Raw genomic sequence first — 24,216 nt, forward strand, 5'->3', positions numbered from 1 at the left:
CGACGCCCTGACCGCGCGCATCCCCATACGCACCGTCTCCTGATCGTCTTCGCCTTACCGACCGAGGGCTCGTTTGCCCGTGTGCGGAGGCGAATACAAGCCCCGTCAACGTTGCATGGTCCCGGAACGGGGACAGGCTGTTCACGATACTGTCAGTCGGAGCCTTTGGGCCGTTGCGACACGGCGTTCGCCCGCCTCTCCGCCCCTGCCCGCTCTCACTTCGCAGGCCGCTCGAATCGCGCCCTGTCGCCGTCAGTCGTCAGCGACGCCCGCCGCCTTCTCGCGCCGTTTCACGAACTCGCGCACCGCCAGCATCAGCCCCAGCCAGACCACCGCCACCGCCGCCAGGATCAGCGAGGTCCACACGCCATCGCCCGACACCGCCGACACCACCGCCCCGCCGAAGAAGGCCACCAGCGCGGTCTTGGGCAGGACGCCCAGCGCACACCCGGCCAGATAGGTCCAGAAATTCGCCCGCGTCGCCCCGAAGGCCATGTTGACCACGATGAAGGGCGCCGAGGGCACGTTGCGGATCATGAAGCTGGCGTAGAAGGCGTTGCGCCCCACGAACCGCTTGAGCCGGTCCAGCGTCCGGCTGTCGAACCGGTCGATCAGTCGTGCGGTCGGTCCCCGGCCCAGCCAGTAGGTCACGCCCGCCGACACCACCGTCGCGGCCCAGCTGTAGGCGAAGCCCAGGTTCGGGCCGAAGGCGACCACGCAGGCGGCGATCAGGATGAACTGCGGCGCGCCGATGAAGGCCGAGACCACGAACAGCACCACCGTCGCCGCGAAGGCCCACGGACTGCCCGCATACCCCTGCAGCCAGGCCTCCAGCTTCGCCTCGGTCGCCAGCCCCAACTGGGTCTTGCCCAGCGCCAGCAGGCCCAGCGTCGCGCCCAGCAGCAGCACGGTCGCCAGCACCACCTTCCAGCGGCGGGCCTCCATGTTCAGGATGAAGTCGAGGATGCGGCGCAAGGGTCTGTTCCGGCTCAGATCAGGTCATTTGCACGGACACCCCCTGCCCGTTCAAGCGCCCTGATCCAGCATTCGCTCCAGCGTGGCCAGTTCATCGGCCTCGGCGGCGGGCTTGTCCCAGCGGATGCGGTTGATCCGGGGAAAGCGCATGGCGACGCCGGACTTGTGCCGCTTCGAGCGCTGCAGTCCCTCGAAGGCGATCTCAAGCACCAGACCGAAGTCCCGCCCCGCCCTGACCGACCGCACCGGTCCGAACCGCTCGACGGTGTTGTCCCGCACGAACTTGTCCAACTGCTTCAGCTCCTCGTCGGTGAAACCGAAATAGGCCTTGCCCACGGGGGTCAGGGCATGGACGCCGTCCGCATCCTTGGTCCAGACGCCGAAGGTGAAGTCGGAATAGAAGCTGGAGCGTTTGCCATGCCCGCGCTGGGCGTACATCAGCACGGCGTCGATCAGGTGCGGGTCCCGCTTCCACTTGAACCATGGCCCCTTCGGACGCCCGGCCTCATAGACGCTGTCCAGCCGCTTGAGCATCAGCCCCTCGGCCGACATCGGGTCGCCCTCCGGCGGATCGGCGCGGATGGCCGCCAGTTCCTCCCAGCTGTCGAAAGGCACCAGAGGTGACAGGTCCAGCCGGTCCGAGCCCGCCGCCGCCACGAACCGCTCCAGCCGCGCCCGCCGCTCGACAAACGGCAATGTTCGCAAGTCCTCGCCATCGGCGGCCAGCAAATCATAGGCCCGAATGCCCGCCGGGTGGCTGGCGACCAGCTTCGGGTCCGCAACCTTGCGGTTCAGCCGCTGCTGCAGGTCGCCGAACGCCCCCACCCGCCCCTCGCGCAGGACCAGCAGTTCGCCGTCGATCACCCCCTCATAGTCCAGCGCCGCCAGCACATCGGGAAAGGCGGGCGACACGTCCTCGCCGGTCCGGCTGTACAGCCGCTTCACCCCGCCCTCGCTGACCGCCTGCACCCGGATGCCGTCCCACTTCCATTCGGCGGCGTAGGCGGCGGGGTCCAGCTTTGCGAAGTCGACGGCCTCATCGATCGGCTGGGCCAGCATGACCGGCCGGAACCGCCCGTTCGCGTCGGCAGAGGGGCGTTCGGCCTTCCCGTCCAGCCAGGCCAGCAGATCGGCATAGGGCGGGCTCTGGGCATGCCAGACCTCCTGGATGTCGGCCACCTCGACCCCGCCGAAATCCGCCGCCGCCTGCCAGGCCAGCCGCGCCGACACCCCGACCCGCAGGCCGCCGGTCACCAGCTTCAGCAGGGCCCAGCGCCCGTCGGCGTCCAGCGCGTCCAACCAGCCCTCCAGCAGCCCCTGCACCGCCCCGCGCTTGGCCTCGCGCAGGGCGTCGATCACCTCCGACAGCTCCGGCTCGCGATTGGCCCCATGCCGGGCAGGCCAGATCAGGGCCGCCGTCTCGGCCAGATCGCCCACATAGTCATAGGACAGGCGGAACAGCTCCGGATCGACCCGCGCCTCCACCGCCGACCGGATCATCGCCGGCTTGGCCGCATTGAACGACAGCGCCCCGGTCAGGGCCGCCAGCGCCCAGCCGCGATCCGGGTCCGGCGCCTCGGCCAGATGGTCGCGGATCAGCTTCAGCTTGGCGTTCCGGGACGCCGTCAGCGACAGCCGGTCCAGCAGGGCGGCGAAGGCGCGCATCAGTCGTCGTCCTCGTCCTCATAGCCGACCAGATGCAGCGCCCGCGCCTTCAACCCGTTCAGCTCGGCCCAGCGCCGCAGCGCGTCGTCCCGCCCGTGGGTGATCCAGGTCTCCTGTGGCGACAGTTCGGTCAGGGTGGCGGTCAGCTCGTCCCAGTCGGCATGATCCGACAGCACCAGCGGAAGTTCCACGCCCCGCTGCCGGGCGCGCGCCCGAACGCTCATCCAGCCCGAGGCGAAGGCCGTCACCGGATCGGGGAAGCGGCGGCTCCAGCGGTCGGCGATGGCCGAGGGCGGCGCGACGACGATCCGCCCGGCGAAGTCCGCCTTTGAGCCCGTCGCCGGCGCCAGCGACCCCAGATCGACCCCGAAATGCTCATACAGCCGGTTCAGCCGCTCCAGCGCGCCGTGGACGTAGATCGTCTCGTCATAGCCCGCCTCGCGCAGCAGCCGGATGACCCGCTGCGCCTTGCCCAGCGCATAGGCCCCAACCAGATGCGCCCGCTCCGGGAACTGGACGATCGACTTCAACAGCCGCCCGATCTCATGGCTGTCCGGCGGGTGGCGGAAGACCGGCAGGCCGAAGGTCGCCTCGGTGATGAAGACGTCGCTGGGCACGGGCTCGAAGGCCGCGCAGGTCGGATCGCGCCGCCGCTTGTAGTCGCCGGACGCCGTGATGGTCAGCCCGCCCTGCCGCACCGTCGCCTGGGCCGAGCCCAGCACATGGCCCGCCGGGGCGAGCGACACCTCCACCCCGCCGACCGTCAGCCGCTCTCCATACGCGATCGCCTGTGTCGATCCGGCGAAATCCTGCCCGTAGCGCTCGCCCATGATGGCCAGCGTCTCCGGCGTAGCCAGCACCGCCCCATGCCCGGCGCGGGCGTGGTCGGCGTGGCCGTGGGTGATGACGGCGCGATCCACCGGCCCCGGCGGGTCGATGAAGAACCCGCCCTCCGGGCACCACAGCCCCTGGGGCGTGGGCCGCAGCACGGCTTCGGGCAGAAGGGTCCGGATCGGGGTCATGGGTCTCCGACAGCAAAGGTCGTCAGCTCAAACGCCGCAAGCCGGAAAGGTGTCCCTCCAACAGGATGCGGCCGCCCGGCGTGAACCGGACGGCCTGTTTCAGGATCAGTCGTCCCAGCGATCATCCCAGCGGTCGTCATCGTCCCAGCGGTCATCGTCATCGTGGTCGATGCGGTGGGCGATGACCCGGCGACCGTTGCGGTCCATCAGCACATCGACCTCGCGACCGCGGGCGTCGCGGCCTTCGATCTCGAGACGGCCGTCGTCACGTTCGACTTCATGCACGCTGACCACGCCGATGGCGCGCAGGGCGCCGCGGTCCGGGCGGGGCATGGGGCCGTAGCGGCGACGGTCATCATCGTCGTCGTCCCAGCGGGTGTGGTCCCAGAAGCGGTCCTGGGCGGCGGCGGCCGGCGGCGGAGTGGTCACAGCGGCAGCGGCGGGGGCGGCGGCCGGGGCGGCGGCGGAGGTCAGCATCGGTGCGGCGACGGCCGAACCGGCCAGAACGGCGACGGCGGCGACGCCCACGGGAATAAACAGTTTCATGGCGATGTCCTTTCAGCGCCGCCTCGAACCGGCGACGATCAGACCATGCCCGCCCCTCGCTGACGGCCCCGTCACGTCGATCGTCAGGGAAATGTCAGCGAAGCGGCGCCATGATGGGCCGTTCATGCGAAGGCGATTCCTCATACTGCCGGGCCTGCTGGTGGCCCTGACGGCCTGCGATCGCGCCGCCGAGCCGACCGCTCCGGCGTCGCCGTCGCCCATCCCGGCGACGACGCCCGTTCTGCAGGCCCCGCCGCCTCCGCCGCCGCCCCCGCCGCCGCCCCCGCATGTTCAGACGCCGCGCCCCCGGTCCGAGCCGGATCGCCCTGCCCCCATCGCTGCGGGCGGCGGTCGCCTCCCGTTGGCGCGGATTCTGGCGATTACCGAGGCGGACACCCCCGGCGAGGTCATCGATGTCGAGTTCGACGACGACGATGATGATGACGACGGCCCGACCTATGAAATCACCGTCCTGACCCCCGAGGGACGGTCCATCGAACTGAAGATCGACGCCCGCACCGGCGCGATCCTGGAACGCGAGGAAGACTGAGCCATGCGCGTTCTTCTGGTCGAGGATGACAGCGAGATCGCCCGTGGCGTCACCCGGGCGCTGGAAGGCGCCGGCTTCGTGGTCGATCTGGCCCGTGACGGCGAGGACGCCTGGGCGCGCGGTGGCGACGAGGACTATGACGCCGTGGTGCTGGACCTCGGCCTGCCCCGTCTCGACGGCCTCAGCGTGCTGAAACGCTGGCGGGCCGAGGCGCGGGCCTTTCCCGTCATCATCCTGTCGGCGCGCGGCAGCTGGATCGAGAAGGTCGAGGGCATCGAGGCCGGGGCCGACGACTATCTGGCCAAGCCGTTCGAGCCCGCCGAACTGGTCGCCCGCGTCCGCGCCCTGTTGCGTCGCAGCGCCGGTCATACGGATTCGATCCTCACCTTCGGCCCCCTGACCCTCGACACCCGGCGTATGCAGGCCGGGGTGAAGGGCGTGGCGCTGAGCCTGTCGCCGCTGGAATATCGCCTGCTCCACGCCCTCGCACACGGCGGCGGACGGCCGATGAGCGCGGGCGAACTGTCCGAATCCCTGCACGGGGTCGATGCGGTGGACGCCAACGCCATCGAGGCCCTGGTCGCCCGCCTGCGCCGCAAGGTCGGCCCCGGGGTGATCGAGACCCGGCGCGGCTTCGGCTACATCCTCGCGGGCGCGGCGTGATCGGCGGGCGCTCGCTCAGCCTGCGACTGCTGGCCTTCGCCGGCGCCGCCATCGCCGGGGCGCTGGTCCTGGCCTGGGCGGTGCTGGGCCTGCTGTTCGAACGCCATGTCGAGCGCCAGTTGCAGGCCGAGTTGGAGCGGCACGGCCTGTCCCTGATCGCCGCCCTGTCCCTGACGCCGGGAGGCCAGCCCGGCCTCGCCGCCCGCCCCTTCGATCCCCGTTTCGACCGCCCGGCCAGCGGCCTCTACTGGCGGATCACCGCCCCCGGCGGCGCCATCGCCTCCCGCTCCCTCTGGGATGGGGCCCTGCCCGAGGCCGCGCCGCCGCAGCGCGGCTGGGGCAAGATTGAGGGCGTCGGGCCCTTCGAGGCCCGGGTTCTGACCGTGGTCCGCGACGTCCAGCTCGATCCCGGCGGCCCGCAGATCATCATCGCCGTCTCGGGCGACGAGGCGCCCCTCAGCACCGCCCGGGCCGCCTTCGGCTTTGAAAGCGGCGTCTTCCTCGCCGTCCTGTGGCTGGTGCTGGCGCTGGCCGCGTGGGTGCAGGTCCGCCTGGGCCTCGCGCCGCTGGACCGGGTGCGGCGGGAGCTCGAGGCGCTGCGCCGTGCGCCGGACGCCCGTCTAAGCGAGGACCGGCATCCGGCCGAAATCCGCCCCCTGACCCAGGCGGTCAACGATCTGGCCGACGCCCGCGCCGCCGACATCGACCGCGCCCGTCACCGGGCCCGTGACCTCGCCCACGCCCTGAAGACGCCCCTGACCGCCCTGCGCCTGCAGATCGGCGCCCTCGATCCGGCGACAGCGCGCGACCTTAATCACAGCCTGTCGCTGGTCTCGGGAGCGGTCGAAGGCGAACTGGCCCGCGTCGGCGTCGAGACGTCAGGCTCCGGCGCCCCCGCCTCGGAGACGCTGGACCGGCTGATCGCCGTCATCGCCCGCACGCCGGACGGTCAGCGCCTGACCATCCGCAACGCCGTCCCCGCCGACCTGCGTCTGCCGCTGCCCGCCGAGGCCGCGCTGGAAGTGCTGGGCGCCCTGCTGGAGAACGCCGCCCGCTTCGCCACAAACCGGATCGACATCACCGGCGCCGTCGACGAGGACGCCCTGCGTCTCACCCTCGACGACGACGGGCCCGGCATCTCCGTCGCCGACCGTGAGCGGGTGCTCCAGCGCGGCCTTCGGCTGGACGAACGCGCTGACCGGCACGGGCTGGGCCTCGCCATCGCCGCCGATCACATCGAGGCGTCGGGCGGACGTCTGGCCCTGTCCGAGGCGCCGTCGGGCGGGCTGCGGGTGGCGCTGATCTGGCCGGTCGGCTGAGACCGTCACGCGGCGTTACACGACGCCATTTGATCCCCCCTTCGCAACTGCGTAATGAAGGCCCGCCTTCCCGGGAGTCGCCATGTCCAGCCTGCAATCCGCCGCCCTCGCCCGCGTCAAGCCGTCGGCCACCCTCGCGGTGACCGCCCAGGCCCGACAGCTGAAAGCCGAGGGTCGCGACGTGATCGGCCTGGGCGCCGGCGAGCCGGACTTCGACACCCCGGACAACATCAAGCAGGCCGCCATCGACGCCATCACGCGCGGCGAGACCAAATACACCGACGCCGACGGCATGCCGCAGCTGAAGGCCGCGATCTCGGCCAAGTTCAAGCGCGAGAACGGCCTCGACTATTCGACGGCCCAGATCCACGTCGCCCCGGGCGGCAAGCCGGTCATCTTCAACGCCTTCGTCGCCACCCTGAACCCCGGCGACGAGGTCATCGTGCCCGCCCCCTACTGGGTGTCCTACCCGGACATGGTCCTGCTGGCCGGCGGCGAGCCGGTCACCGTGATCGGCGAGGAGAAGGACGGCTTCAAGCTGCGCCCCGAGGTGCTGGAAGCGGCCATCACGCCGAAGACCAGGTGGCTGATCCTCAACAGCCCGTCCAACCCGACCGGCGCCGCCTACACCCGCGCCGAGCTGGAGGGCCTCGCCGACGTCCTGCGTCGCCACCCGCAGGTCTGGGTGCTGACCGACGACATGTATGAGCATCTGGTCTACGGCGATTTCGAGTACACGACCATCGCCCAGGTCGCGCCGGACCTCTACGACCGCACCCTGACGGTGAACGGCGTCTCCAAGGCCTATGCCATGACCGGCTGGCGCATCGGCTATGCGGGCGGCCCCAAGCCCCTGATCGACCTGATGCGCAAGGTGGCCAGCCAGACCACCTCCAACCCGACCAGCATCAGCCAGTGGGCCGCCGTCGAGGCCCTGAACGGCCCGCAGGACTTCATGGCCGAGCGCCGCGTCGCCTTCGAGAAGCGCCGCGACCTCGTCGTCTCGATGCTGAACCAGACGGCTGGCGTGACCTGCGCCACCCCGGAAGGCGCCTTCTACGTCTATCCGTCCATCGCCGGCCTGATCGGCAAGACGACCGAGGGGGGCGTGGTCATCGACGGCGACTCGACCTTCGCCGCCGAGCTGCTGAACGCGGAGGGCGTGGCGGTCGTGCAGGGCGAGGCCTTCGGCCTGTCGCCCTATTTCCGCATCAGCTACGCGACGAGCGAAGCCGTGCTGGAAGAGGCCTGCACGCGGATTCAAAGGTTCGCGGCGAGCCTGAAGTAACCCCCTCCACCATGCTTCGCCCAAAGGGCTTCGCATGGTCCCCCTCCCCACCTTCGGTGGAGAGGTGACGGCGACAGTTCACCTCTCCACGCAGTGGGGAGGTGGCGCGCTGCGTTTACGCAGCGTGACGGAGGGGTTCTCACCTCTCCACGCAGTGGGGAGGTGGCTCGACGGCGAAGCCGGAGAGACGGAGGGGTTTCACCCGTTCTGGTTGGTTGCGCGCGCCAACCGGTCATGAACTTTTCCGCGCATGACGCCGCCCCTCACGCACGAGCGCGCCCGCAGGCTCCGTCGCCCCCTGTCACCGCCCGAAGCGCGGCTATGGGTTCGCGTCCGGGCGCACAGGCTTCACGGCTTCAAGTTCCGGCGCCAGCATCCCTTCGGCCCCTACATCCTCGACTTCTACTGCGCCGCCGCCCGAATGGCGGTGGAGGTGGACGGACGCGTTCATGACGATCCTGACCGGGCGGAGCACGACCTTAGGCGGACACGCTGGCTGGCGTCTCAAGGCGTCCGGGTCATCCGCATCGCGGCGGACGACGTGAAGAACGAACTCGACGGCGTCCTGGCCTTCATCGCCCGCGTGGTTCGCGAACGGCTGGCTGACCCCTCCGTCACGTCGCGAAGACGCGACGCGCCACCTCCCCACTGCGTGGAGAGGTGAACCGCCCCCTCACCTCTCCAGCGAAGCTGGGGAGGGGGACCATGCGAAGCATGGTGGAGGGGTAAACCCTCCCCACCCTCAGATCATCGCCATGCCGCCGTTCACGTGCAGGGTCTGGCCCGTCACGTAAGCCGCTTCATCCGACGACAGATAGACCGCCGCCGCCGCGATCTCGTCGCCGGTGCCCAGACGGCCGGCCGGGATGTTCCGCAGGATGGTCTCGCGCTGGGCGTCGTTCAGCACGTCGGTCATCGGCGAGGCGATGAAGCCCGGGGCGATGCAGTTCACGGTGATGCCGCGCGAACCGACTTCCTGGGCCAGCGACTTGGAGAAGCCGATCATGCCCGCCTTGGACGCCGAATAGTTGGTCTGGCCGGGGTTGCCGGTGACGCCGACCACCGAGGTCACGCCGATGATGCGGCCCGAGCGGCGCTTCATCATCCCCTTCATCGCGGCGCGCGACAGGCGGAAGTAGCTCTCGAGGTTGACCTTGATGACCTGCTCGAAGTCCTCGTCCTTCATCCGCATCAGCAGACCGTCCTTGGTGATGCCCGCGTTGGCGACCAGGATATCCAGCGGCGAACCGGCGGCCTCCTCGGCGCGACCGATCAGGCCGTCGACCGAGTCCGCGTCGGACAGGTTGGCGGCGGCGGCGAACGCCCGTTCGCCCAGTTCCTTCGCCAGATCCTGCAGCACCGCCTCGCGGGTGCCGGACAGCACCACCGTCGCGCCTTGCGCATGCAGGGCGCGGGCCACCGCGCCGCCGATGCCGCCGGTCGCGCCGGTCACCAGGGCCGTCTTGCCAGTCAGGTTGAACATTTTGATAGCTCCGCCATTTCGTGGGAGGGGTCTAACCGAGCCCGCGTCATATCTCCAGAAGGAACGCCCGATGGACCGAAACCGCCTCACCACCGGCCGCCGCACCCTGCTTCTGGGCGCGGGAGCCCTTGGTCTGAGCGGGTGCGGGACCGTCGGACTGCCCTTCGGCGGCGGTGGATCGGCCCCGACGATTCGCGGTCTGGACCGCCTGCCCCTGTCCCAGACGGTGCTGAACCGCTTCGTCACCGACCGGCGCATTCCCGGCGTCACCCTGGGCGTCCGCACGCCGGACGGGCAGAAAGTCTTCCTTCAGGCCGGGACGCTGGACTTCAACGTCTTCAACCGGGTCGGCCCCGACAGCCTGTTCCGCATCTTCTCCATGACCAAGCTGATCACCGGCGCCGCCGCGGCCCTGCTGATCGAGGACGGCCGTCTGACGCTCGACACCCCGGTGGCCGACATCGTGCCCGAGTTCGCCGGCCTGAAGGTCGCCACCAATCCCGAGCGCGGGCTGGCAGGCCGGGCGGCGCGCAACACCATGACCATCCGCCACCTGCTGACCCACACCAGCGGGCTCAGCTACTCCATCGCCGGGGACGGCCCGATCCCGCGCGCCTATCGCGAGGCGGGCCTGACGCCGGGCATGCCGGCGGGCGACAGCAATCAGGTCCGGGATCTCGACGAGCTGGTTCGAAAGCTGGGCGAACTGCCCCTGATCGCCGAGCCGGGCTCCGCCTATCACTACAGCCTGTCGCTCGACGTTCTGGGCCTGGTCATCCAGCGCGTCTCGGGTGTGGCCTTCCCCGACTTCGTCCAGCGCCGCATCCTCAATCCGGTCGGCATGCGCGACACCGTCTGGCGGCTGCGCGACGGCGACGCCGAGCGCCTGATGCAGGTCTATGCCTTCGGGCGCGACGGTCGGAACCCGCCCTCGGTCATGCCGGGCCTGTCGGCGGAGGACTATTCCGTCCCGGTCACCCTCTATTCGGGCGGCGGCGGGCTGATCTCCTCCACCCGCGACTACCTGGACTTCCTGTCCATGCTGCTGAGCGACGGTCGCGCCGGCCGGGTGCGGGTGATGAAGCCCGAGACCGCCCGGATGATCCACACCGACATCCTGCCCGCCGACATCACCGCAGAGGGTGGCGGCTACGGCTTCGGCGGCTGGCTGGCCCGTCCCGGCCACCGCCGTCAGGGCGAGTTCGGCTGGAGCGGCGCGGCGGGCACGCAAGGCTGGATCGACCCGGAAAAGGGCTTCGCCGCCACCCTGATGATCCAGGCCATGCCCTATCGCTCGGTCGACATCCTGACCGAGCTGCGCCCGGCGCTGGACGCCGATCTGGGGATCACCCGGGCCGGCTAGGCCTTCCCGAACACGCCCCACATCAGCGTCAGCATCAGCGGCGCCCACGACAGCCCCAGCAGGATCCACGCCTCGCGCGCGTCGCGGCGCCAGTAGCGGTAGGCGCCGGCGCCGACGGCGGCCAGCATGGCCAGCGCCGTCAGTCCGCCCATCAGATCGAAACCGCCGCGCACGGACAGGACCAGCGACACCCCGGCGTAGAACACCGGCGGGATCGCCAGCGCGACCCAGCCGGCGACGGTCAGCCAGAAGAGCGCGGTCGCCTTCGTCACAGCGACTTGGCGAAGGCTTCCAGCTCCTCGGGCGTGTTCAGCGACAGGCTCTCGGCGTCCGGCGCGATGCGCTTGGCCATGCCGGTCAGCACCTTGCCCGAACCGATCTCGGCGAAGCGGGTCACGCCGCCTTCGGTCGCCATCCACTCCATCGACTCGCGCCAGCGGACGCGGCCGGTGACCTGTTCGACCAGCAGGCGGCGGATGACTTCCGGATCGCTCTCCGGGCGGGCCAGAACGTTGGCGACCACCGGCACGATCGGGGCGACGATGGTCGCGGTCGCCAGGGCGGCGGCCATCTCATCGGCGGCGGGCTGCATCAGCGGACAGTGGAAGGGCGCCGAGACGTTCAGCGGGATCGCCCGCGCGCCCAGCTCCTTGGCCTTCTCGATGGCGCGGTCCACGGCGGCCTTCTCGCCCGAGATGACGATGTTGCCGGCGTTGTTGTCATTGGCGACCACGCAGACGCCGACTTCCGAACCGGCCTTCGCCGCCTCTTCCGCCAGCGCCAGATCGGTCTTCGGGCCGATCAGCGAGGCCATGGCGCCCTGCCCCACCGGCACGGCGCGCTGCATGGCCTGACCGCGCAGCTTCAGCAGGCGGGCGGTGTCGGCCAGCGAGATCGAACCGGCGGCGCACAGGGCCGAGTATTCGCCCAGCGAGTGACCGGCCACGAAGGCGGCGCGGTCCACCCCGACGCCGAACTCGACCTTCAGCACGCGGGCGGCCGCGGCCGAGACGGCCATCAGGGCCGGCTGGGCGTTCTCGGTCAGGGTCAGCTGGTCCTCGGGGCCTTCGCGCATCAGCACAGACAGCTTCTGGCCCAGCGCCTCGTCCACCTCGTTGAAGACGTCGCGCGCCGAGGCGAAGGCGTCGGCCAGCGCCGCGCCCATGCCGACCGACTGGCTGCCTTGGCCGGGGAACAGGAGGGCGAGGGTCATGGATGGGCTCCGAAGCCGTGAATCAAGGCCGCAGCGATAGGCCGGGCGTGACGCAGGGGCAAGCGGAAGCGGGCCTCAGCCCCAGAGGTGGATGGCGTCCGGGGTCTCGCGGGCCTCGACCGGCGCACTCTCGCCCGCATAGCTGATCCGGCTCTCGCGCCCGCCGCAGACGCATCGGAACCGCCCCGATGTCCCGGCGGCGGGCCAGTCCCGGGTCGTCACACCGAACAGGGTGCGGGCGTCCAGCAGGGCCACATGCACGCAACCCGGCGACAGGCAACGCACGACCATCCGTCCGCGCGACACATCCATTTGAGATTCGGCCATGATTCCTCCCGACCCCCGACGCTAACCGGATCGGCTGGTGAGTCACAAGGTTAAATGTTCTTTCTTTGTTCTCATATCCACAGCCGTGATCGAACCGGCGTCATCCGAAAAGGGCGGAGCCCTGCGGCCCCGCCCCTCCCCGGTCAGTCCTTGATCTCGGCCGTGCAGGGCCGGTCGTCCGGTCCCGCCGCGCCGTCGCAGCGGCGGGCGGCCAGCAGGGTCTCTTCCGACTCGGTCAGCCGGTTCAGCCCATCGGCGCCGCGCGTCAGGGTAAAGGCGTCGTACAGGCGGCCGGTGGCGGTGAAGGCCCGGAACGACAGGCGGTCAGCCTCCACGTCGATCAACTGGTACAGCTCGGTGTTCTCGGCGGCGCGAACCGGCTGGCTGTCGGCGCGGTCATTCAGGCCATACATCTTCGAGCCGGTGACCGAGACCACATAGACCGGCCCCTGCGGACGGCCCGCCTCGGTGTTGGCGCGCGAGGCCTCCGCCCCTGCCGGATCGGACACCCGGCCATAGCAGTGGTCATGGCCCTGCAGCACCAGATCGATCCGGCGGGCGTCGAAGATCGGCTTCCAGGCCGCCTTCAGCTCCTCGGTGTCCTCGGGCCGGGCGCAGGTGTAGAGCGGCTGGTGGAACAGGGCGATGTTCCAGCGCGCCGTGCTGGACGCCAGCGTCTGGTCCAGCCAGCGGGTCTGGCTCTCCAGCCCGCCCAGATCCAGCGCCGCCGTGCCGTCCAGCACGATGAAACGGACCCCCTGATAGTCGACGAAATAGCTGGTCTGCTCGACGCCCGGGGCGCCGTTGGTCGGCAGGGCGAACTGCAGCGGCCAGTGCGGGCCCAGCACCCGCGACTCGGTGCCGTCGGCCAGGATGTGGTCAACGTACTCGTGGTTGCCCGAGGCCGGGATCTGCGGGGCCATGGCGAAGGCGCGGCCGCCCGCCTCGGTCCACTCGCCCCACTCGTCGTCGTGCACCTTGGTCTCGCGCTGGGCGACAAGATCGCCCGCGTGGACGACCAGCGCCGCCGGACCGGCCTCGCGCAGGGCCGAGCGGATGACCCGCGAGCCGATCTCCAGAATGTCATTCTGGGTGTCGCCCAGATAGATGAAGCGGAACGGCTGGAAGCCCTCGGCGGCGGTCTGGAACGGCAGCCACTCGCTCCAGCCGTCGGCGGCGCGGACGCGATAGACATAGCGGGTCGCCGGGCTCAGCCCCTCGAAGCGGACCTGATGATAGCGGGCCTCGCCGTTCTCATTGGCGATGGAGGCGGTCGTCCCGCTGACCGTGCGGGCGGTGAAGCCCAGCAGCGGGCCGTCGATCTCGATGGCGATCTGGGCCTCGGCGGTCGTCTGACGGACGTCCGTGCGCCAGGCCACGGCGGCCCCGCGCGCGGCGTCGGCGCCCGGCGTCAGCACGATCCGGTCGGCCCAGCCCCGCGCGGCCCAGCGACCGTTCGGCGCATGCTTCGGCGGCGGCGCGACCTCAGGATCCGGCGGCGCGACGACCTGGGCCATCGACGGCGCGGCGGTGAACAGCAGGGCGCCCGCGAGGGCGGCGACCGAAAGCTTCATGAGAGTTTCCCCGACTCGATCCTGAAGCGCCGGACCTAGCGGGAGTTTGCGACGGTTTTGTCCGGGTCCGGAGCCCTGCGGCAATCCGACCCTAGAACAGGACCGCCGGGTTCATGATCCGCAGCGGGTCGATGGCCGAACGCACGGCCTGCATGGTCGCGACCTCCAGCGGGGTCTTGTAGCGCCGCGCCTCCTCGGTCTTCAGCCGCCCCAGCCCGTGCTCGGCCGAGATGGAGCCGTTGTAGCGGGCGACCACGTCGTGAACGACCTCCGAGCCCTGCATCCAGCGCCCGATGAAGGCGGCGTGATCCACGCCCGGCGGGCACAGGATGTCGTAGTGCATGTTGCCGTCGCCGACGTGGCCGAAGGCGCTGATCCGTGCGCCCGGCTCGAACTTCTCGACCGCCGCGGAGGCCTCGTCGAGAAAGTCGGCGATGCGCGAGACGGGCACGGAGACGTCATGCTTCCAGCCGCCGCCCTCGGGCTTCTGGGCCGCCGACTGCTCCTCGCGCACCTTCCAGAAGGCGGCGCGCTGGGCGTCGTTCTGGGCGATGGCGGCGTCGATGATCAGCCCGCCCTCGAAGGCGTCGCCCAGCAGCCGTTCCAGCGCCGCATCCGCCGCGCCCGGCTCGCCCGAGGCCAGTTCGATCAGCACATACCAGGGCGGGGTCGTTTCCAGCGGCTCGCGGGTGTCGGGGATGTGCTTCAGGGCGAACTCGACCCCGATCCGCTTCATCAGCTCGAACGCCTCGACGCCCCCGCCGGTCTCGGCCTTGGCCCGGGCCAGAAGTTCGATGGCCGCATGGGCGCTCTCCAGCCCCACCACCGCCGTCGCCCGCGAGCGCATGATCGGGAACAGCTTCAGCGTCGCCGCCGTGACGACGCCCAGCGTCCCCTCGGCCCCGATCAGCAGTTGCTTCAGGTCATAGCCGGTGTTGTCCTTCCGCAGCCGCTTCAGCCCGTGGAAGATCTCCCCGTTCGGCATCACCGCCTCGAGGCCCAGCACCAGATCGCGCATCATGCCGTAGCGCACTACCTGGGTGCCGCCCGCATTGGTCGAGATGACGCCGCCGATGGTCGCCGTCCCCTCGGCCGCGAGGCTGAGCGGGAAACGGCGCCCAGCCGCCTCCGCCGCCTGCTGCGCCTCCAGCAGGGTAACCCCCGCCTCGACCGTCATGGCGTCGTCCAGCGGCGTCACATCGCGCACTGCCCTGAGCTTGCGCGTCGACAACAACACCTCGCCGAACGGGATCTGCCCGCCGACCAGCCCGGTGTCCCCGCCCTGCGGCACGATGGCCACCCGATGCTCGGCGCAGATCGTCACAAGCCGCGCCACCTCCTCCGTCGAGCGCGGCGTCAGCATCAGAGGCGTATTCCCCTTCCACCGGTTCCGCCACTCCGTCAGCCACGGCGCGATATCGGACGGATCATCGGTCCAGCCGCCAGTACCGGCGGCGGCCTTCAGGGCGGCGAGAGCTTCAGGCGACGGGGAGGTCATGGCCTGTTGTGGCAAGGCTTGAAGGGGAGCGCCAGTTGAAACCGGCCCCGCAGGACCGTCATTCCGGCGCCTGGGACGGCGCAACGTCTTCCAACGCCTCCCGCACAGCCCCCATACGGTTCCGGCTGATGGGCAGATCGTCTCCCTCCAGCATCAGCAACCGGGTGCGCGCGCCGTCGCGTTCAAAGCCGCGCACCTGATCAAGATTGGCGATCACCGAGCGGTGGACCCGCAGGAAATTCGCCGGCAGCTCCGCCTCCAGACGATCCAGCCGCGCCGCATGCAGCAGACGCCGCCCGCCGGTCAGACGCAGTTCGACGTAATCGTCCGCCCCGACGATGGCGATGATGTCCGCCAGCGGCGCCCGCTCCACGCCGCGCGCGGAGGCCACCGTCAGGCAGTTCGGGCGGGCCGCTGCCCGGGTCAGCGCCGCCTCCCGCCCCTGATCCTCGCGCCCCAGCCGCACCACTTCGATCATCAACAGTGGCAGCAGGAAGCCGGCGGCGAACAGGAAGTAGGACAGGTCGGTCAGCCAGGCCGGGAAGACCAGCGCGACCGCCAGAAACAGTCCCAGATAGGCCAGCGTCAGCCGCGCGCCTGGACGCTGACGCCAGACGGCGACGCCCGCGACGACGACCGAAATGGCCAGTCCGGCCACAAGGGCCAGCACGGTCTTGGCGTCAAAGCCTTCGGCAAGAACCGTGGCCAACACCGCCACTCCGGCGACAGCGACGACCGGGCGCCGCGCCTGCGGCCAGAAGCGCGACACCGCCCACGAGACCAGCAGGATCGAGAACACCGCCGCCAGCACCCATATCCCCACCAGCCGCCAGCCGTGGACGGGGTAGGCATAGGGAACCAGCGCACGCAGGCTTTCCAGAACCGCCTGCAGCCCGGCCACGGCGGCCAGACCGCCCAGCATCAGGCTGGAGCTTGTCCGACGCAGACCATGGATGACGCCGAACCCGAAGGCGGCGGCGAACAGGCTTCCCGCCGCGACGAAGGCCAGGGCCAGCAGGGGCGCGCGCGATGGCCAGGGCCAGGGCGCGACCAGCAGCCCCGCGACAGGCCCATCCAGCCGGACCTGCCCATGGAAGGAGGACATGCGAACCACGACCTCGTTGTCCGCCTCTCGCCACAGGCTGTCGGGGATCGGAAAGGCCGCCTCATAGCGTCCGGCGATCTCCTCGGACGCCGAGGCGCCCGGCTGACCGTTGGCGCCCAGTCGACGGCCGTTCAGCCAGACCTCGGACGACGCCACGCCGACGACGTACAGGGCCTGCGGCTCATGCCCGGTCGGCCGCTGAACTGTGGACCGCAGCCACAGCTCCCGCCCCTGCGGATCGATCACGCCCTCGACCGGGCGGCAATCGGTCAGCGCCGTCGCCGTCGCACCCGATGCGGCGCGACAAGACTCCCAGCCCTCCTGCGCACGCAGGGCGGTCGGAACGGCCGTCAGAAGGATCACGAAAACAAGCAGTCGCCACATGAAGCGCACCCTAGCGCGCCGTTCACCGGAAAGCGCCGCCGTTCACCGATGCAGGACGACCGTTCGCCGAAACGCGCTCCAAACCGGCGCGGGTCCGGTCTTCAACAGGGGCATGACCCACACAGCCCTGAACCGTCGTTCCCTGCTCGCCGCCGCCGGTATCGCCGCCCCTGCCCTCGCCCTGCCCTGGAACGCCCGCGCACAAACACAGCCGGAGACCGGCCCCTTCCGCTTCGTCGCCGGTAACGGTCAGGAGACCGACGCCGAGCGCGGCTTCTTCGAGGTCCCGGAGGATCGCAACCTCCCCGGCTCGCGCCGCATCCGCATCGGCTACGTCCGCTTTCCCTCGACCTCGCCCAACCCCGGACCGCCCATCGTCTATCTGGCGGGAGGCCCGGGCGGCTCCGGCGTGCGAACGGCCATGGGGCCCCGCTTCCCGATCTTCATGGCCCTGCGCGAGGTCGCCGACGTGATCGCGCTGGACCAGCGCGGCGTCGGCTTGTCGAACCATATTCCTGAACGCCCCGAATGGACCGGCCCCTGGCCCGCCCTGACCCGCGACGGCATGACCGGCTGGTACCGCGACGAGATGCAGAAGGCCTGGGTGGACTGGACCCGCGCCGGGGTGGCCATGACCGGCTACACCACCGAACAGAACGCCGACGACATCGAGGACCTGCGTCGCCATCTGGGCGTCGACAAGGTCAATCTGTGGGGCATCAGCTACGGCACCCACCTCGCCCTCTCGGTCCTGAAGCGGCATCCGCATTCCATCGGCCGCGTCGCCCTCGCCAGCCTGGAGGGGCAGGACCAGACGGTGAAACGTCCCGCCCACATCGACGCCTTCCTGAACCGCGTGGACCGACTGCTGGACAATGACCCGGTCGCCCGCGCGGCCATCCCGAACCTGCCCGCCCTGATGCGCCGGGTGCACGACCAGCTGGAGGCCGATCCGGTCCCGATGACCGTGACCGGCCCGGGCGGCGCGACGGAGATCCGGCTCGGCGGCTTCGGGCTCCAGCTTCTGGCGGGCGGCATGGTCGCCAACCCGCCCTCCCTGTCCATGTTGCCGCGCCTCTATCTGGCGCTCGACGCAGGCCTGACGGAGGCGCTGGCGCCGATGATGCCGCATCCCTCCGGCCTGTTCAGCATCTCCGCCATGTCCTCGGCCATGGACATCGCCTCGGGCATCTCGCCGGAACGACTGGCGCTGGTTGAGGAAGAACGGAAGACCGCCGTGCTGGGCGACGCCTTCAACTTCCCCATGCCGCATCTGCTGGGCGCCATCCCCGGCCTCGATCTGGGCCCGGACTTCCGCGCCTCGATCGACATCGACACCCCGGCCCTGCTCGTGGCCGGCTCCCTCGACGGCCGGACCCCGCTGGAAGAACAGGCCGAGGTCATCGCGCGGTTCCGGAACAAGTCACAGGTGCTGGTCGAGAACGCCGGCCACAACGTCTTCGAGGCCCATCCGGAGGTGCAGCCCCTGCTGGTTCGCTTCTTCAGCGAGCAGCCGGTCGCCGACGCCACCCTGACCCTGCCGCCGCCAACGTTCACGGTGGGGTGAGCCATCCCGCTTGAGGACGGCGGCGCGGACCGATGGCGCCGGGGGCGGAAATCCGGGATACCTGCCCCCATGTCCGCCCTCCCCGTCCCCGCCGTCGGCGTCGTCTGCCTCCGCGATGAGACTGTCCTGCTGATCCGTCGCGGCAAGCCGCCGCGCATGGGCGAATGGAGCCTGCCGGGCGGCCGCATCGAACCCGGTGAGAAGGCCATCGACGCGGCCTTGCGCGAACTGATGGAGGAGACCGGCGTCACCGCCCGGATCACCGGCCTGCTGGATGTGGTGGACGGCATCTTCCCCGAGGCCGACCGCCACTATGTTCTGATCGACTACGCCGCCGAATGGGTCTCCGGCAAGCCCGTGGCGGGCGACGATGCGCTGGAGGCCCGCTTCGTGCCGCTGGATCAGGTCGAGGCCCTGATCGACTGGTCCGAGACGCGGCGGATCATCGCACTGGCCGCCGCCGGACGCCGCTGAACGGCGAAGATTACAGGGATGTCATCTAACGCCGGTCCGGTTTCGGTGGCGTCCGCCCCCCGGCCTGATACCCTGACGGGAATTGGGAGGCTTTGATGGACTTTTCCGTACTTTTCTTCGTGGCCCTGGTCGTCCTGGGCTTCGTCCTGTTGTTCAGCGTGGTGAAGATCGTGCCGCAAGGCCGTGAATTCACGGTCGAACGCTTCGGCAAATACACCCGCACCCTGTCCCCCGGCATCAGCATCCTGACCCCGTTCGTCGAGCGCATCGGCCGCCGCATGAACATGATGGAGCAGGTGCTGGACGTCCCGACCCAGGAGGTCATCACCAAGGACAACGCCATGGTGAAGGTGGACGGCATCGTCTTCATCCAGGTCATGGACGCCGCACGCGCCGCCTATCGCGTGGACGACCTGCCCTACGCCATCGCCCAGCTCTGCATGACCAACCTGCGGACCGTCGTCGGCTCAATGGAGCTGGACGAGGTGCTGTCCCAGCGGGACGCCATCAACACCCGCCTGCTGCACGTCATCGACGCGGCCACCGAGCCGTGGGGCGTCAAGGCCAACCGCATCGAGATCAAGGACCTGTCGCCCCCGGCCGACATCACCAACGCCATGGCCCGCCAGATGAAGGCCGAGCGCGAGCGTCGCGCCGTCATCACCGAGGCGGACGGCGAGAAGCAGGCCGCCATCGCCCGCGCCGAGGGCGCCAAGCAGTCGGCCATCCTGGAGGCCGAGGGCCGCAAGGAAGCCGCCTTCCGCGACGCCGAGGCCCGCGAACGCGAAGCCGAGGCCGAGGCCCGCGCCACCGCCATGGTGTCCGAGGCCATCGCCCGCGGCGACGTGAACGCGATCAACTATTTCGTCGCCCAGAAGTACGTCGAGGCCTTCGCCGAGCTGGCCCGCAGCCCGCAGCAGAAGACGGTCATCGTGCCGTCGGAAATGGGCGCCCTGGTCGGCACCATCGCCGGCATCGGCCAGCTGGTCGGACTGGCGCAGGATCAGCAGACCTCCGCCCCGGTCCCGCCGCGTCCGCCGGCGCCTCCGGCTGCCCCGCGCCCGCCCCGCCCCTCCGTTCCGAGGACCTGATCCATGGACGCCCTGATCGAGTTCCATGGGGCCCAGCCGTTCTGGATCTGGCTGGCGCTGGGCGTGATCCTGCTGGCGGTCGAGGCGGCCTTCTCGACGGAATGGCTGCTGTGGCCCGCCGTGGCCGCCGGCGTGGTGGCGGTGCTGACCGCCATCGGCCTGCCGCTCGGCTTCTGGGGCGAGGTGGCCCTGTTCGGCGTCCTGACCGGCGCCTCCACCCTGCTGTCGCGCCGCCTGATCCAGAAGGTGAACCCGTCCGACTTCCCCGACATCAACGCCCGCGAGGGCCGTCTGGTCGGTCAGCGGGCGCAGGTGGTCCAGGCCTTCGTCGACGGCCGCGGCCGGGTCTTCGTCTCGGGCGCCGAATGGTCCGCCGAGATCGAGGGCGCCGCGCCCCCGGCCGGTGAAAGCGTCATCGTCGAGAGCATCGACGGCGCGCTTCTGAAGGTCCGGGCGTCATGATCGGCGCCCTGGCGGCCCTGTGGGTGTGGACGGCTCCGGCGGTCGCGCCGCAGGAGCCGCCGCCGGCCGCGGCCCATGTGGCCGCCGCCGACTCGGCGCTGGCCGCCTTCGATCCCCTGCTGGGCAAGGCCTGGCGGGGCGCCTCGATCACCGACCCCGCCGTCATCGACGAGATCACCTTCGAGCGCACCGCCGGCGGACGCGCCATCCGCAGCGTCCATTCGGTCAACGGCGGCGCCTACACCGGCGACACCCTGATCACCTTCGACCGCGACAGCGGCCGGCTGGTCAGCTTCTACGCCACCAACGGCGGCTTCCACACGACCGGGACCATCACGGTGCACGGCCCCGGCCAGTTCGCCTTCGAGCAGCAGGTCCACGGCCTGGACGGCATCGAGCAGGTCCGGGCGCAAACCACCCTGACCGACGGCGTCTACCGCATCCGCAGCCAGCACCTGATCAACGGCGAATGGGTCGAGACGGGCGGCTTCGACTACCGGCCCGTCCCCTGACCTCCTCGGCCGATCAGGCCGAGGTCGCCCCCTGCCCGCCGTCGATGCGGTAGTAGGCGCCGGTGATGAAGCTGGCCTTGTCCGAGCTCAGGAACAGCATCAGGTCCGCGATCTCGTCCGCCGTGGCGTAGCGGTTCAGCGGCACGCTGGCCTTGAACTTCTCCTCGGCCGCCGCGACGTCGTCGGGCGAGGCGTTCTTCGCGATGTCATGCACCATCGCCGTATCGACGCCCGACGGCGCGACCGCATTGACGCGGATGCCATGGGCCGCGCCTTCCAGCGCCGCCGACTTGTTCAGCCCCAGCACCGCATGCTTGGACGAGGCATAGGCGCTCATGCCCGGCGCCCCGATCAGGCCGCCGTTCGAGGCGGTGTTCACGATGGCCCCCGACTTCTGGCCGATCATCACCTTCATCACATGCTTCAGGCCCAGGAAGGCGCCGATGACGTTGACGTTCAGGACCCTGGTCCAGTTCTCGACCGTCTGTTCGGTGATCGGAGCGAAGGCGCCGTTGATCCCGGCGTTGTTCAGGAAGATGTCGATCCGACCGAACCGGGCCACCGTATCGGCGACCATCTTCTCGACCGAGGCCTCATCCGACACATCCGCCGCCAGCAGCAGGGGCTCGCCCGGCAGGTCCGCCGCCGCCTTCGTCAGCGCGTCCAGCGACAAATCGACCAGCGCCAGCCGCGCGCCCTCTGCCGCGAACTTTCGCGCCGCCGCGATGCCGATCCCCCCGGCCGCGCCGGTGATGAGAACGACCTGATTCTGGAAGGGCATGAGACTAACTCCGTAACTGCAGAAGTTACGGACCTAGGAAGCCCCGTCCCGGATCGCCAGAAAAGAGCGCTGAAATCTCAGCGCTGGCCCATGGCCTCGGCGCAGCCGCGATTCGCCAGCCCGTCGGCCCGCTCGTTCAGCGCATGCCCGGCGTGGCCCTTGACCCAGTGCCATTTGACCTCATGCCGTGACCGGGCCGCGTCCAGCCGCTTCCACAGGTCGTCGTTCTTGACCGGCTTCTTGTCGGCGGTCTTCCAGCCGCGCGCCTTCCAGCCGCGAATCCATTCGGTGATGCCCTGCATCACATATTTGCTGTCGGTGTGCAGATCGACGCGGCAGGGCCGGTTCAGGGCCTCCAGCGCCATGATCGCCCCCATCAGCTCCATCCGGTTGTTGGTGGTCAGCGGTTCGCCGCCCCACAGCTCCTTCTCGCGGCCCTCGCCGGCCTGCAGGATAGCGCCCCAGCCGCCGGGGCCGGGATTGCCCTTGCAGGCGCCGTCGGTGTGGATGATGACGTGACTCATTCGCGCGCTGTAACAGGTTCCCTTGGCGTCCCGCCACCGAACCGCCTATATGCGGCGTGAATATATGAACCGGGTCGCGCATCGATCCGTCTGAGGAGAGTTTCCCGTGGGCGCTATGGGCATCTGGCATTGGGTCATCGTCGGCCTCGTCGTCCTTCTGCTGTTCGGCGGCCGCGGCAAGCTGTCGGGCCTGATGGGCGACGCCGCGAAAGGCGTGAAGGCCTTCCGTGACGGCCTGAAGGACACCGACGAGAACAAGCCGAAGGACGAGCGCGCCGGCGCCCTGCCGCGCACCGACGCGGAAAAAGAAGACCTGAAGTCGTAATCGCGCCTTCGCGCCGGAGAGACTGACGGATGGGTGGCCTGGGCCCCGGCATCGGGGGCATGGAATACGTTGTAATCGCCATCGTGGCCCTGCTCGTCGTGGGGCCCGAACGGCTGCCCGCCATGCTGAACAAGCTGGGCAAGCTGGTCGCCCGCGCGCGCAACATGGCCAACGAGTTCCGCCACAGCTTCGATGAGATGGCGCGCCAGTCCGAGCTGGACGACCTGCGCAAGGAGGTCGAGGCCCTGCGCAACGGCCAGAACCGGATGATGCCCCTCGGCGCCGAGGCCGAGGCTACCTTCAGGAGCATCAGCGACGACCTGAACCGTCCGCTGAACGCCGCCTCGCCCACCGCCGCTTCGCCTGCCCCTGCCCTGACCGGCCCCGAGGAATGGCCCGACGCCGCTCCGGTCATGGAGCCGCTTGAGGCCGAGCCCGAGGCCGCGCCCGCGCCGAAGCCCCGCAAGGCGCCGGCGAAGAAGACGCCGGCCGCCAAGTCCGCCCCGGCGAAGACGGCCGCGCCCAAGGCGCCCGCCGCGACCAAGCCGAAGACCACCCGCAAGAAGGCTGTCGACCTGTGAGCCCGACCGAACAGGACGACGCCGAGATCGAGGCGTCGCGCGCGCCCCTGATGGATCACCTGATCGAGCTGCGCAGCCGGCTCGTCTGGTGCGTGGTCGCCTTCGTCCTGGCCTTCTTCGTCTGCTTCTACTTCGCCGCCGACATCCAGATCTGGCTGATCAAGCCTTTCCAGGCCGCCTATGCGATGCACTCCATCGCCCAGGCCTCGGGCGCGCATGGCGCCAATCCGCTGGAACTGATCGCCGTCACTGCCGGCCTGCATCCGCTGCCTCAGGGGGCCACCGCCAATGTGGCCCTGCAGGCGACTGCCCCGCTTGAGCAGCTCTTCACCAAGATGAAGGTCGCCGGCTTCGGCGCGATCGCCCTGGCCTTCCCGATCCTGGCCTACCAGATGTACCGCTTCGTCGCTCCGGGCCTGTATCGCAACGAGAAGGGCGCCTTCCTGCCCTTCCTGTTCGTGGCGCCCGTCCTGTTCCTCGTCGGCGCGGCGCTGGTCTATTTCGTCATGCTGCCCTTCGTGATGTGGTTCTCGCTGAGCCAGCAGATCGCGGCCGAAGGCATCACCGTCGAGCTGAACACCAAGATTTCCGAATACCTCAGCCTGGTCACCTCGCTGATGCTGGCCTTCGGCCTGTGCTTCCAGCTGCCGGTCGTCACCACCCTGCTGGGCATGGCCGGCATCATCTCCTCGAAGATGATGTCCGAGTTCCGTCGCTACGCCATCGTGGCCGTGGTGGTGGTCGCCGCCGTCGTCACCCCGCCGGATCCCATCAGCCAGATCATGCTCGCCGTGCCCCTGGTGCTGCTCTACGAAATCTCGATCTGGTGCGTCCGCATCATCGAGCTGCGCCGCAAGAAGGCCGACGACGCCGAGGGGCTGACCGCCTGATCACCGGTTTGCGAACGACGGGACGAGCGTCGCC

General features: G+C 69.9%; 27 protein-coding genes. 14 read left to right on the forward strand and 13 right to left on the reverse strand.

From position 1 onward, the window contains the following. Positions 1-252: 252 nt before the first annotated feature. From ACFQQC_RS15460 to ACFQQC_RS15475, 4 genes are all read right to left on the reverse strand, one after another. On the reverse strand, positions 253-975 hold the full coding sequence (locus ACFQQC_RS15460; protein ID WP_376863393.1) for a TVP38/TMEM64 family protein: 723 nt from the start codon (positions 973-975) through the stop codon (positions 253-255). Positions 976-1,026: 51 nt separating this feature from the next. Then, entirely contained in the window at positions 1,027-2,640 is a 1,614-nt protein-coding gene (locus ACFQQC_RS15465) for a cisplatin damage response ATP-dependent DNA ligase (protein ID WP_376863395.1), read from the reverse strand. Beyond that, positions 2,640-3,662: a ligase-associated DNA damage response exonuclease gene (locus tag ACFQQC_RS15470; RefSeq protein ID WP_376863397.1), complete on the reverse strand. Its 1,023-nt coding sequence runs from the start codon at positions 3,660-3,662 to the stop codon at positions 2,640-2,642. Before ACFQQC_RS15470 ends, ACFQQC_RS15465 begins: the two co-directional genes overlap by 1 nt. 105 nt (positions 3,663-3,767) lie before the next feature. Beyond that, positions 3,768-4,208, reverse strand: a complete 441-nt coding sequence (locus ACFQQC_RS15475; RefSeq protein ID WP_376863399.1) for a hypothetical protein — start codon at positions 4,206-4,208, stop codon at positions 3,768-3,770. Positions 4,209-4,332: 124 nt separating this feature from the next. Between ACFQQC_RS15475 and ACFQQC_RS15480 the strand changes: the two genes are divergently transcribed. The 5 genes from ACFQQC_RS15480 (at position 4,333) to ACFQQC_RS15500 (ending at position 8,692) form a co-directional block, all read left to right on the forward strand. Further along, the gene (locus ACFQQC_RS15480; RefSeq protein ID WP_376863400.1) at positions 4,333-4,758 is read left to right on the forward strand and encodes a PepSY domain-containing protein; all 426 of its coding nucleotides are present in this window, start codon (positions 4,333-4,335) and stop codon (positions 4,756-4,758) included. A 3-nt stretch (positions 4,759-4,761) separates the two neighbouring features. Beyond that, a complete protein-coding gene (locus ACFQQC_RS15485; protein ID WP_376863401.1) occupies positions 4,762-5,421 on the forward strand; it encodes a response regulator transcription factor in 660 nt (219 codons plus the stop codon). Continuing rightward, on the forward strand, positions 5,418-6,740 hold the full coding sequence (locus ACFQQC_RS15490; protein WP_376863404.1) for a sensor histidine kinase: 1,323 nt from the start codon (positions 5,418-5,420) through the stop codon (positions 6,738-6,740). The genes ACFQQC_RS15485 and ACFQQC_RS15490 overlap by 4 nt, the downstream gene beginning before the upstream one ends. Before the next feature lie 82 nt (positions 6,741-6,822). After that, positions 6,823-8,028, forward strand: a complete 1,206-nt coding sequence (locus ACFQQC_RS15495; RefSeq protein WP_376863405.1) for a pyridoxal phosphate-dependent aminotransferase — start codon at positions 6,823-6,825, stop codon at positions 8,026-8,028. Positions 8,029-8,278: 250 nt separating this feature from the next. After that, the gene (locus ACFQQC_RS15500; protein WP_376863407.1) at positions 8,279-8,692 is read left to right on the forward strand and encodes an endonuclease domain-containing protein; all 414 of its coding nucleotides are present in this window, start codon (positions 8,279-8,281) and stop codon (positions 8,690-8,692) included. Positions 8,693-8,770: 78 nt separating this feature from the next. Here ACFQQC_RS15500 and fabG read toward each other — a convergent pair whose 3' ends face one another. Beyond that, positions 8,771-9,511, reverse strand: coding sequence for a 3-oxoacyl-[acyl-carrier-protein] reductase (fabG, locus tag ACFQQC_RS15505; protein ID WP_376863408.1), 741 nt, complete (start codon positions 9,509-9,511; stop codon positions 8,771-8,773). 70 nt (positions 9,512-9,581) lie between these two features. Between fabG and ACFQQC_RS15510 the strand changes: the two genes are divergently transcribed. Beyond that, positions 9,582-10,874 (forward strand): serine hydrolase domain-containing protein, encoded by a 1,293-nt coding sequence (locus ACFQQC_RS15510; protein WP_376863410.1) that lies wholly within the window; start codon positions 9,582-9,584, stop codon positions 10,872-10,874. On the opposite strand, the gene ACFQQC_RS15515 is transcribed toward ACFQQC_RS15510, so the two are convergent. The 6 genes from ACFQQC_RS15515 to ACFQQC_RS15540 form a co-directional block, all read right to left on the reverse strand. Next, a complete protein-coding gene (locus ACFQQC_RS15515) occupies positions 10,871-11,146 on the reverse strand; it encodes a hypothetical protein (RefSeq protein WP_376863411.1) in 276 nt (91 codons plus the stop codon). The two genes, ACFQQC_RS15510 and ACFQQC_RS15515, sit on opposite strands and share 4 nt — an antisense overlap. Beyond that, positions 11,143-12,087, reverse strand: coding sequence for an ACP S-malonyltransferase (gene fabD / locus ACFQQC_RS15520; protein WP_376863412.1), 945 nt, complete (start codon positions 12,085-12,087; stop codon positions 11,143-11,145). The genes ACFQQC_RS15515 and fabD overlap by 4 nt, the downstream gene beginning before the upstream one ends. Positions 12,088-12,162: 75 nt before the next feature. Continuing rightward, positions 12,163-12,414: a hypothetical protein gene (locus ACFQQC_RS15525; RefSeq protein ID WP_376863413.1), complete on the reverse strand. Its 252-nt coding sequence runs from the start codon at positions 12,412-12,414 to the stop codon at positions 12,163-12,165. Positions 12,415-12,557: 143 nt separating this feature from the next. Continuing rightward, positions 12,558-13,988 (reverse strand): fibronectin type III domain-containing protein, encoded by a 1,431-nt coding sequence (locus tag ACFQQC_RS15530; RefSeq protein ID WP_376863415.1) that lies wholly within the window; start codon positions 13,986-13,988, stop codon positions 12,558-12,560. A gap of 91 nt (positions 13,989-14,079) precedes the next feature. Next, entirely contained in the window at positions 14,080-15,486 is a 1,407-nt protein-coding gene (locus tag ACFQQC_RS15535; protein ID WP_376863416.1) for an FAD-binding oxidoreductase, read from the reverse strand. A gap of 58 nt (positions 15,487-15,544) precedes the next feature. Beyond that, on the reverse strand, positions 15,545-16,975 hold the full coding sequence (locus tag ACFQQC_RS15540; RefSeq protein WP_376863417.1) for a LytR/AlgR family response regulator transcription factor: 1,431 nt from the start codon (positions 16,973-16,975) through the stop codon (positions 15,545-15,547). 112 nt (positions 16,976-17,087) lie between these two features. On the opposite strand from ACFQQC_RS15540, the gene ACFQQC_RS15545 reads away from it, so the two are divergent. The 5 genes from ACFQQC_RS15545 to ACFQQC_RS15565 all read left to right on the forward strand — a co-directional run bounded on the left by ACFQQC_RS15545 (position 17,088) and on the right by ACFQQC_RS15565 (position 21,081). Further along, positions 17,088-18,542: an alpha/beta fold hydrolase gene (locus ACFQQC_RS15545; RefSeq protein ID WP_376863418.1), complete on the forward strand. Its 1,455-nt coding sequence runs from the start codon at positions 17,088-17,090 to the stop codon at positions 18,540-18,542. A 69-nt stretch (positions 18,543-18,611) separates the two neighbouring features. Beyond that, on the forward strand, positions 18,612-19,016 hold the full coding sequence (locus ACFQQC_RS15550) for an NUDIX hydrolase (protein ID WP_376863419.1): 405 nt from the start codon (positions 18,612-18,614) through the stop codon (positions 19,014-19,016). 95 nt (positions 19,017-19,111) lie between these two features. Then, positions 19,112-20,107 (forward strand): SPFH domain-containing protein, encoded by a 996-nt coding sequence (locus ACFQQC_RS15555; protein ID WP_376863420.1) that lies wholly within the window; start codon positions 19,112-19,114, stop codon positions 20,105-20,107. 3 nt (positions 20,108-20,110) lie between these two features. After that, on the forward strand, positions 20,111-20,569 hold the full coding sequence (locus ACFQQC_RS15560; RefSeq protein ID WP_376863421.1) for an NfeD family protein: 459 nt from the start codon (positions 20,111-20,113) through the stop codon (positions 20,567-20,569). Continuing rightward, a complete protein-coding gene (locus ACFQQC_RS15565; protein ID WP_376863422.1) occupies positions 20,566-21,081 on the forward strand; it encodes a hypothetical protein in 516 nt (171 codons plus the stop codon). Before ACFQQC_RS15560 ends, ACFQQC_RS15565 begins: the two co-directional genes overlap by 4 nt. 13 nt (positions 21,082-21,094) lie before the next feature. Here ACFQQC_RS15565 and ACFQQC_RS15570 read toward each other — a convergent pair whose 3' ends face one another. Together ACFQQC_RS15570 and rnhA are read right to left on the reverse strand one after the other, a co-directional pair. After that, positions 21,095-21,862: an SDR family NAD(P)-dependent oxidoreductase gene (locus tag ACFQQC_RS15570; RefSeq protein WP_376863423.1), complete on the reverse strand. Its 768-nt coding sequence runs from the start codon at positions 21,860-21,862 to the stop codon at positions 21,095-21,097. Between the two features lie 77 nt (positions 21,863-21,939). Further along, positions 21,940-22,386: a ribonuclease HI gene (gene rnhA, locus ACFQQC_RS15575; RefSeq protein ID WP_376863424.1), complete on the reverse strand. Its 447-nt coding sequence runs from the start codon at positions 22,384-22,386 to the stop codon at positions 21,940-21,942. A 106-nt stretch (positions 22,387-22,492) separates the two neighbouring features. Here rnhA and ACFQQC_RS15580 point away from each other — a divergent pair, with 106 nt between their 5' ends. Genes ACFQQC_RS15580 through tatC form a run of 3 tightly spaced genes read left to right on the forward strand, consistent with a single transcriptional unit; the run spans position 22,493 to position 24,182 of the window. Then, positions 22,493-22,711, forward strand: a complete 219-nt coding sequence (locus ACFQQC_RS15580; protein ID WP_376863425.1) for a twin-arginine translocase TatA/TatE family subunit — start codon at positions 22,493-22,495, stop codon at positions 22,709-22,711. A gap of 59 nt (positions 22,712-22,770) precedes the next feature. Next, positions 22,771-23,292, forward strand: coding sequence for a Sec-independent protein translocase protein TatB (tatB, locus tag ACFQQC_RS15585; protein WP_376863426.1), 522 nt, complete (start codon positions 22,771-22,773; stop codon positions 23,290-23,292). A 50-nt stretch (positions 23,293-23,342) separates the two neighbouring features. Further along, positions 23,343-24,182, forward strand: coding sequence for a twin-arginine translocase subunit TatC (gene tatC, locus ACFQQC_RS15590; RefSeq protein ID WP_376863762.1), 840 nt, complete (start codon positions 23,343-23,345; stop codon positions 24,180-24,182). The last annotated feature ends 34 nt before the right edge of the window (positions 24,183-24,216 follow it).

The organism is Brevundimonas sp. GCM10030266, assembly GCF_042666595.1.
Lineage (GTDB): Bacteria > Pseudomonadota > Alphaproteobacteria > Caulobacterales > Caulobacteraceae > Brevundimonas.

What these genes read in the sequence shown, in the direction of transcription:
- tatC (WP_376863762.1), top strand. Translation starts at nt 23,343, where the DNA reads ATGGATCACCTGATCGAGCTGCGCAGCCGGCTCGTCTGGTGCGTGGTC.
- ACFQQC_RS15510 (WP_376863410.1), top strand. Translation starts at nt 9,582, where the DNA reads ATGGACCGAAACCGCCTCACCACCGGCCGCCGCACCCTGCTTCTGGGC.
- fabD (WP_376863412.1), bottom strand. Translation starts at nt 12,087, where the DNA reads ATGACCCTCGCCCTCCTGTTCCCCGGCCAAGGCAGCCAGTCGGTCGGC.
- rnhA (WP_376863424.1), bottom strand. Translation starts at nt 22,386, where the DNA reads ATGAGTCACGTCATCATCCACACCGACGGCGCCTGCAAGGGCAATCCC.
- ACFQQC_RS15560 (WP_376863421.1), top strand. Translation starts at nt 20,111, where the DNA reads ATGGACGCCCTGATCGAGTTCCATGGGGCCCAGCCGTTCTGGATCTGG.
- fabG (WP_376863408.1), bottom strand. Translation starts at nt 9,511, where the DNA reads ATGTTCAACCTGACTGGCAAGACGGCCCTGGTGACCGGCGCGACCGGC.
- ACFQQC_RS15530 (WP_376863415.1), bottom strand. Translation starts at nt 13,988, where the DNA reads ATGAAGCTTTCGGTCGCCGCCCTCGCGGGCGCCCTGCTGTTCACCGCC.
- ACFQQC_RS15545 (WP_376863418.1), top strand. Translation starts at nt 17,088, where the DNA reads ATGACCCACACAGCCCTGAACCGTCGTTCCCTGCTCGCCGCCGCCGGT.
- ACFQQC_RS15500 (WP_376863407.1), top strand. Translation starts at nt 8,279, where the DNA reads ATGACGCCGCCCCTCACGCACGAGCGCGCCCGCAGGCTCCGTCGCCCC.
- ACFQQC_RS15570 (WP_376863423.1), bottom strand. Translation starts at nt 21,862, where the DNA reads ATGCCCTTCCAGAATCAGGTCGTTCTCATCACCGGCGCGGCCGGGGGG.
- ACFQQC_RS15470 (WP_376863397.1), bottom strand. Translation starts at nt 3,662, where the DNA reads ATGACCCCGATCCGGACCCTTCTGCCCGAAGCCGTGCTGCGGCCCACG.
- ACFQQC_RS15535 (WP_376863416.1), bottom strand. Translation starts at nt 15,486, where the DNA reads ATGACCTCCCCGTCGCCTGAAGCTCTCGCCGCCCTGAAGGCCGCCGCC.
- ACFQQC_RS15475 (WP_376863399.1), bottom strand. Translation starts at nt 4,208, where the DNA reads ATGAAACTGTTTATTCCCGTGGGCGTCGCCGCCGTCGCCGTTCTGGCC.
- ACFQQC_RS15550 (WP_376863419.1), top strand. Translation starts at nt 18,612, where the DNA reads ATGTCCGCCCTCCCCGTCCCCGCCGTCGGCGTCGTCTGCCTCCGCGAT.
- ACFQQC_RS15485 (WP_376863401.1), top strand. Translation starts at nt 4,762, where the DNA reads ATGCGCGTTCTTCTGGTCGAGGATGACAGCGAGATCGCCCGTGGCGTC.
- ACFQQC_RS15525 (WP_376863413.1), bottom strand. Translation starts at nt 12,414, where the DNA reads ATGGCCGAATCTCAAATGGATGTGTCGCGCGGACGGATGGTCGTGCGT.
- ACFQQC_RS15540 (WP_376863417.1), bottom strand. Translation starts at nt 16,975, where the DNA reads ATGTGGCGACTGCTTGTTTTCGTGATCCTTCTGACGGCCGTTCCGACC.
- ACFQQC_RS15565 (WP_376863422.1), top strand. Translation starts at nt 20,566, where the DNA reads ATGATCGGCGCCCTGGCGGCCCTGTGGGTGTGGACGGCTCCGGCGGTC.
- ACFQQC_RS15495 (WP_376863405.1), top strand. Translation starts at nt 6,823, where the DNA reads ATGTCCAGCCTGCAATCCGCCGCCCTCGCCCGCGTCAAGCCGTCGGCC.
- ACFQQC_RS15465 (WP_376863395.1), bottom strand. Translation starts at nt 2,640, where the DNA reads ATGCGCGCCTTCGCCGCCCTGCTGGACCGGCTGTCGCTGACGGCGTCC.
- ACFQQC_RS15555 (WP_376863420.1), top strand. Translation starts at nt 19,112, where the DNA reads ATGGACTTTTCCGTACTTTTCTTCGTGGCCCTGGTCGTCCTGGGCTTC.
- ACFQQC_RS15480 (WP_376863400.1), top strand. Translation starts at nt 4,333, where the DNA reads ATGCGAAGGCGATTCCTCATACTGCCGGGCCTGCTGGTGGCCCTGACG.
- tatB (WP_376863426.1), top strand. Translation starts at nt 22,771, where the DNA reads ATGGAATACGTTGTAATCGCCATCGTGGCCCTGCTCGTCGTGGGGCCC.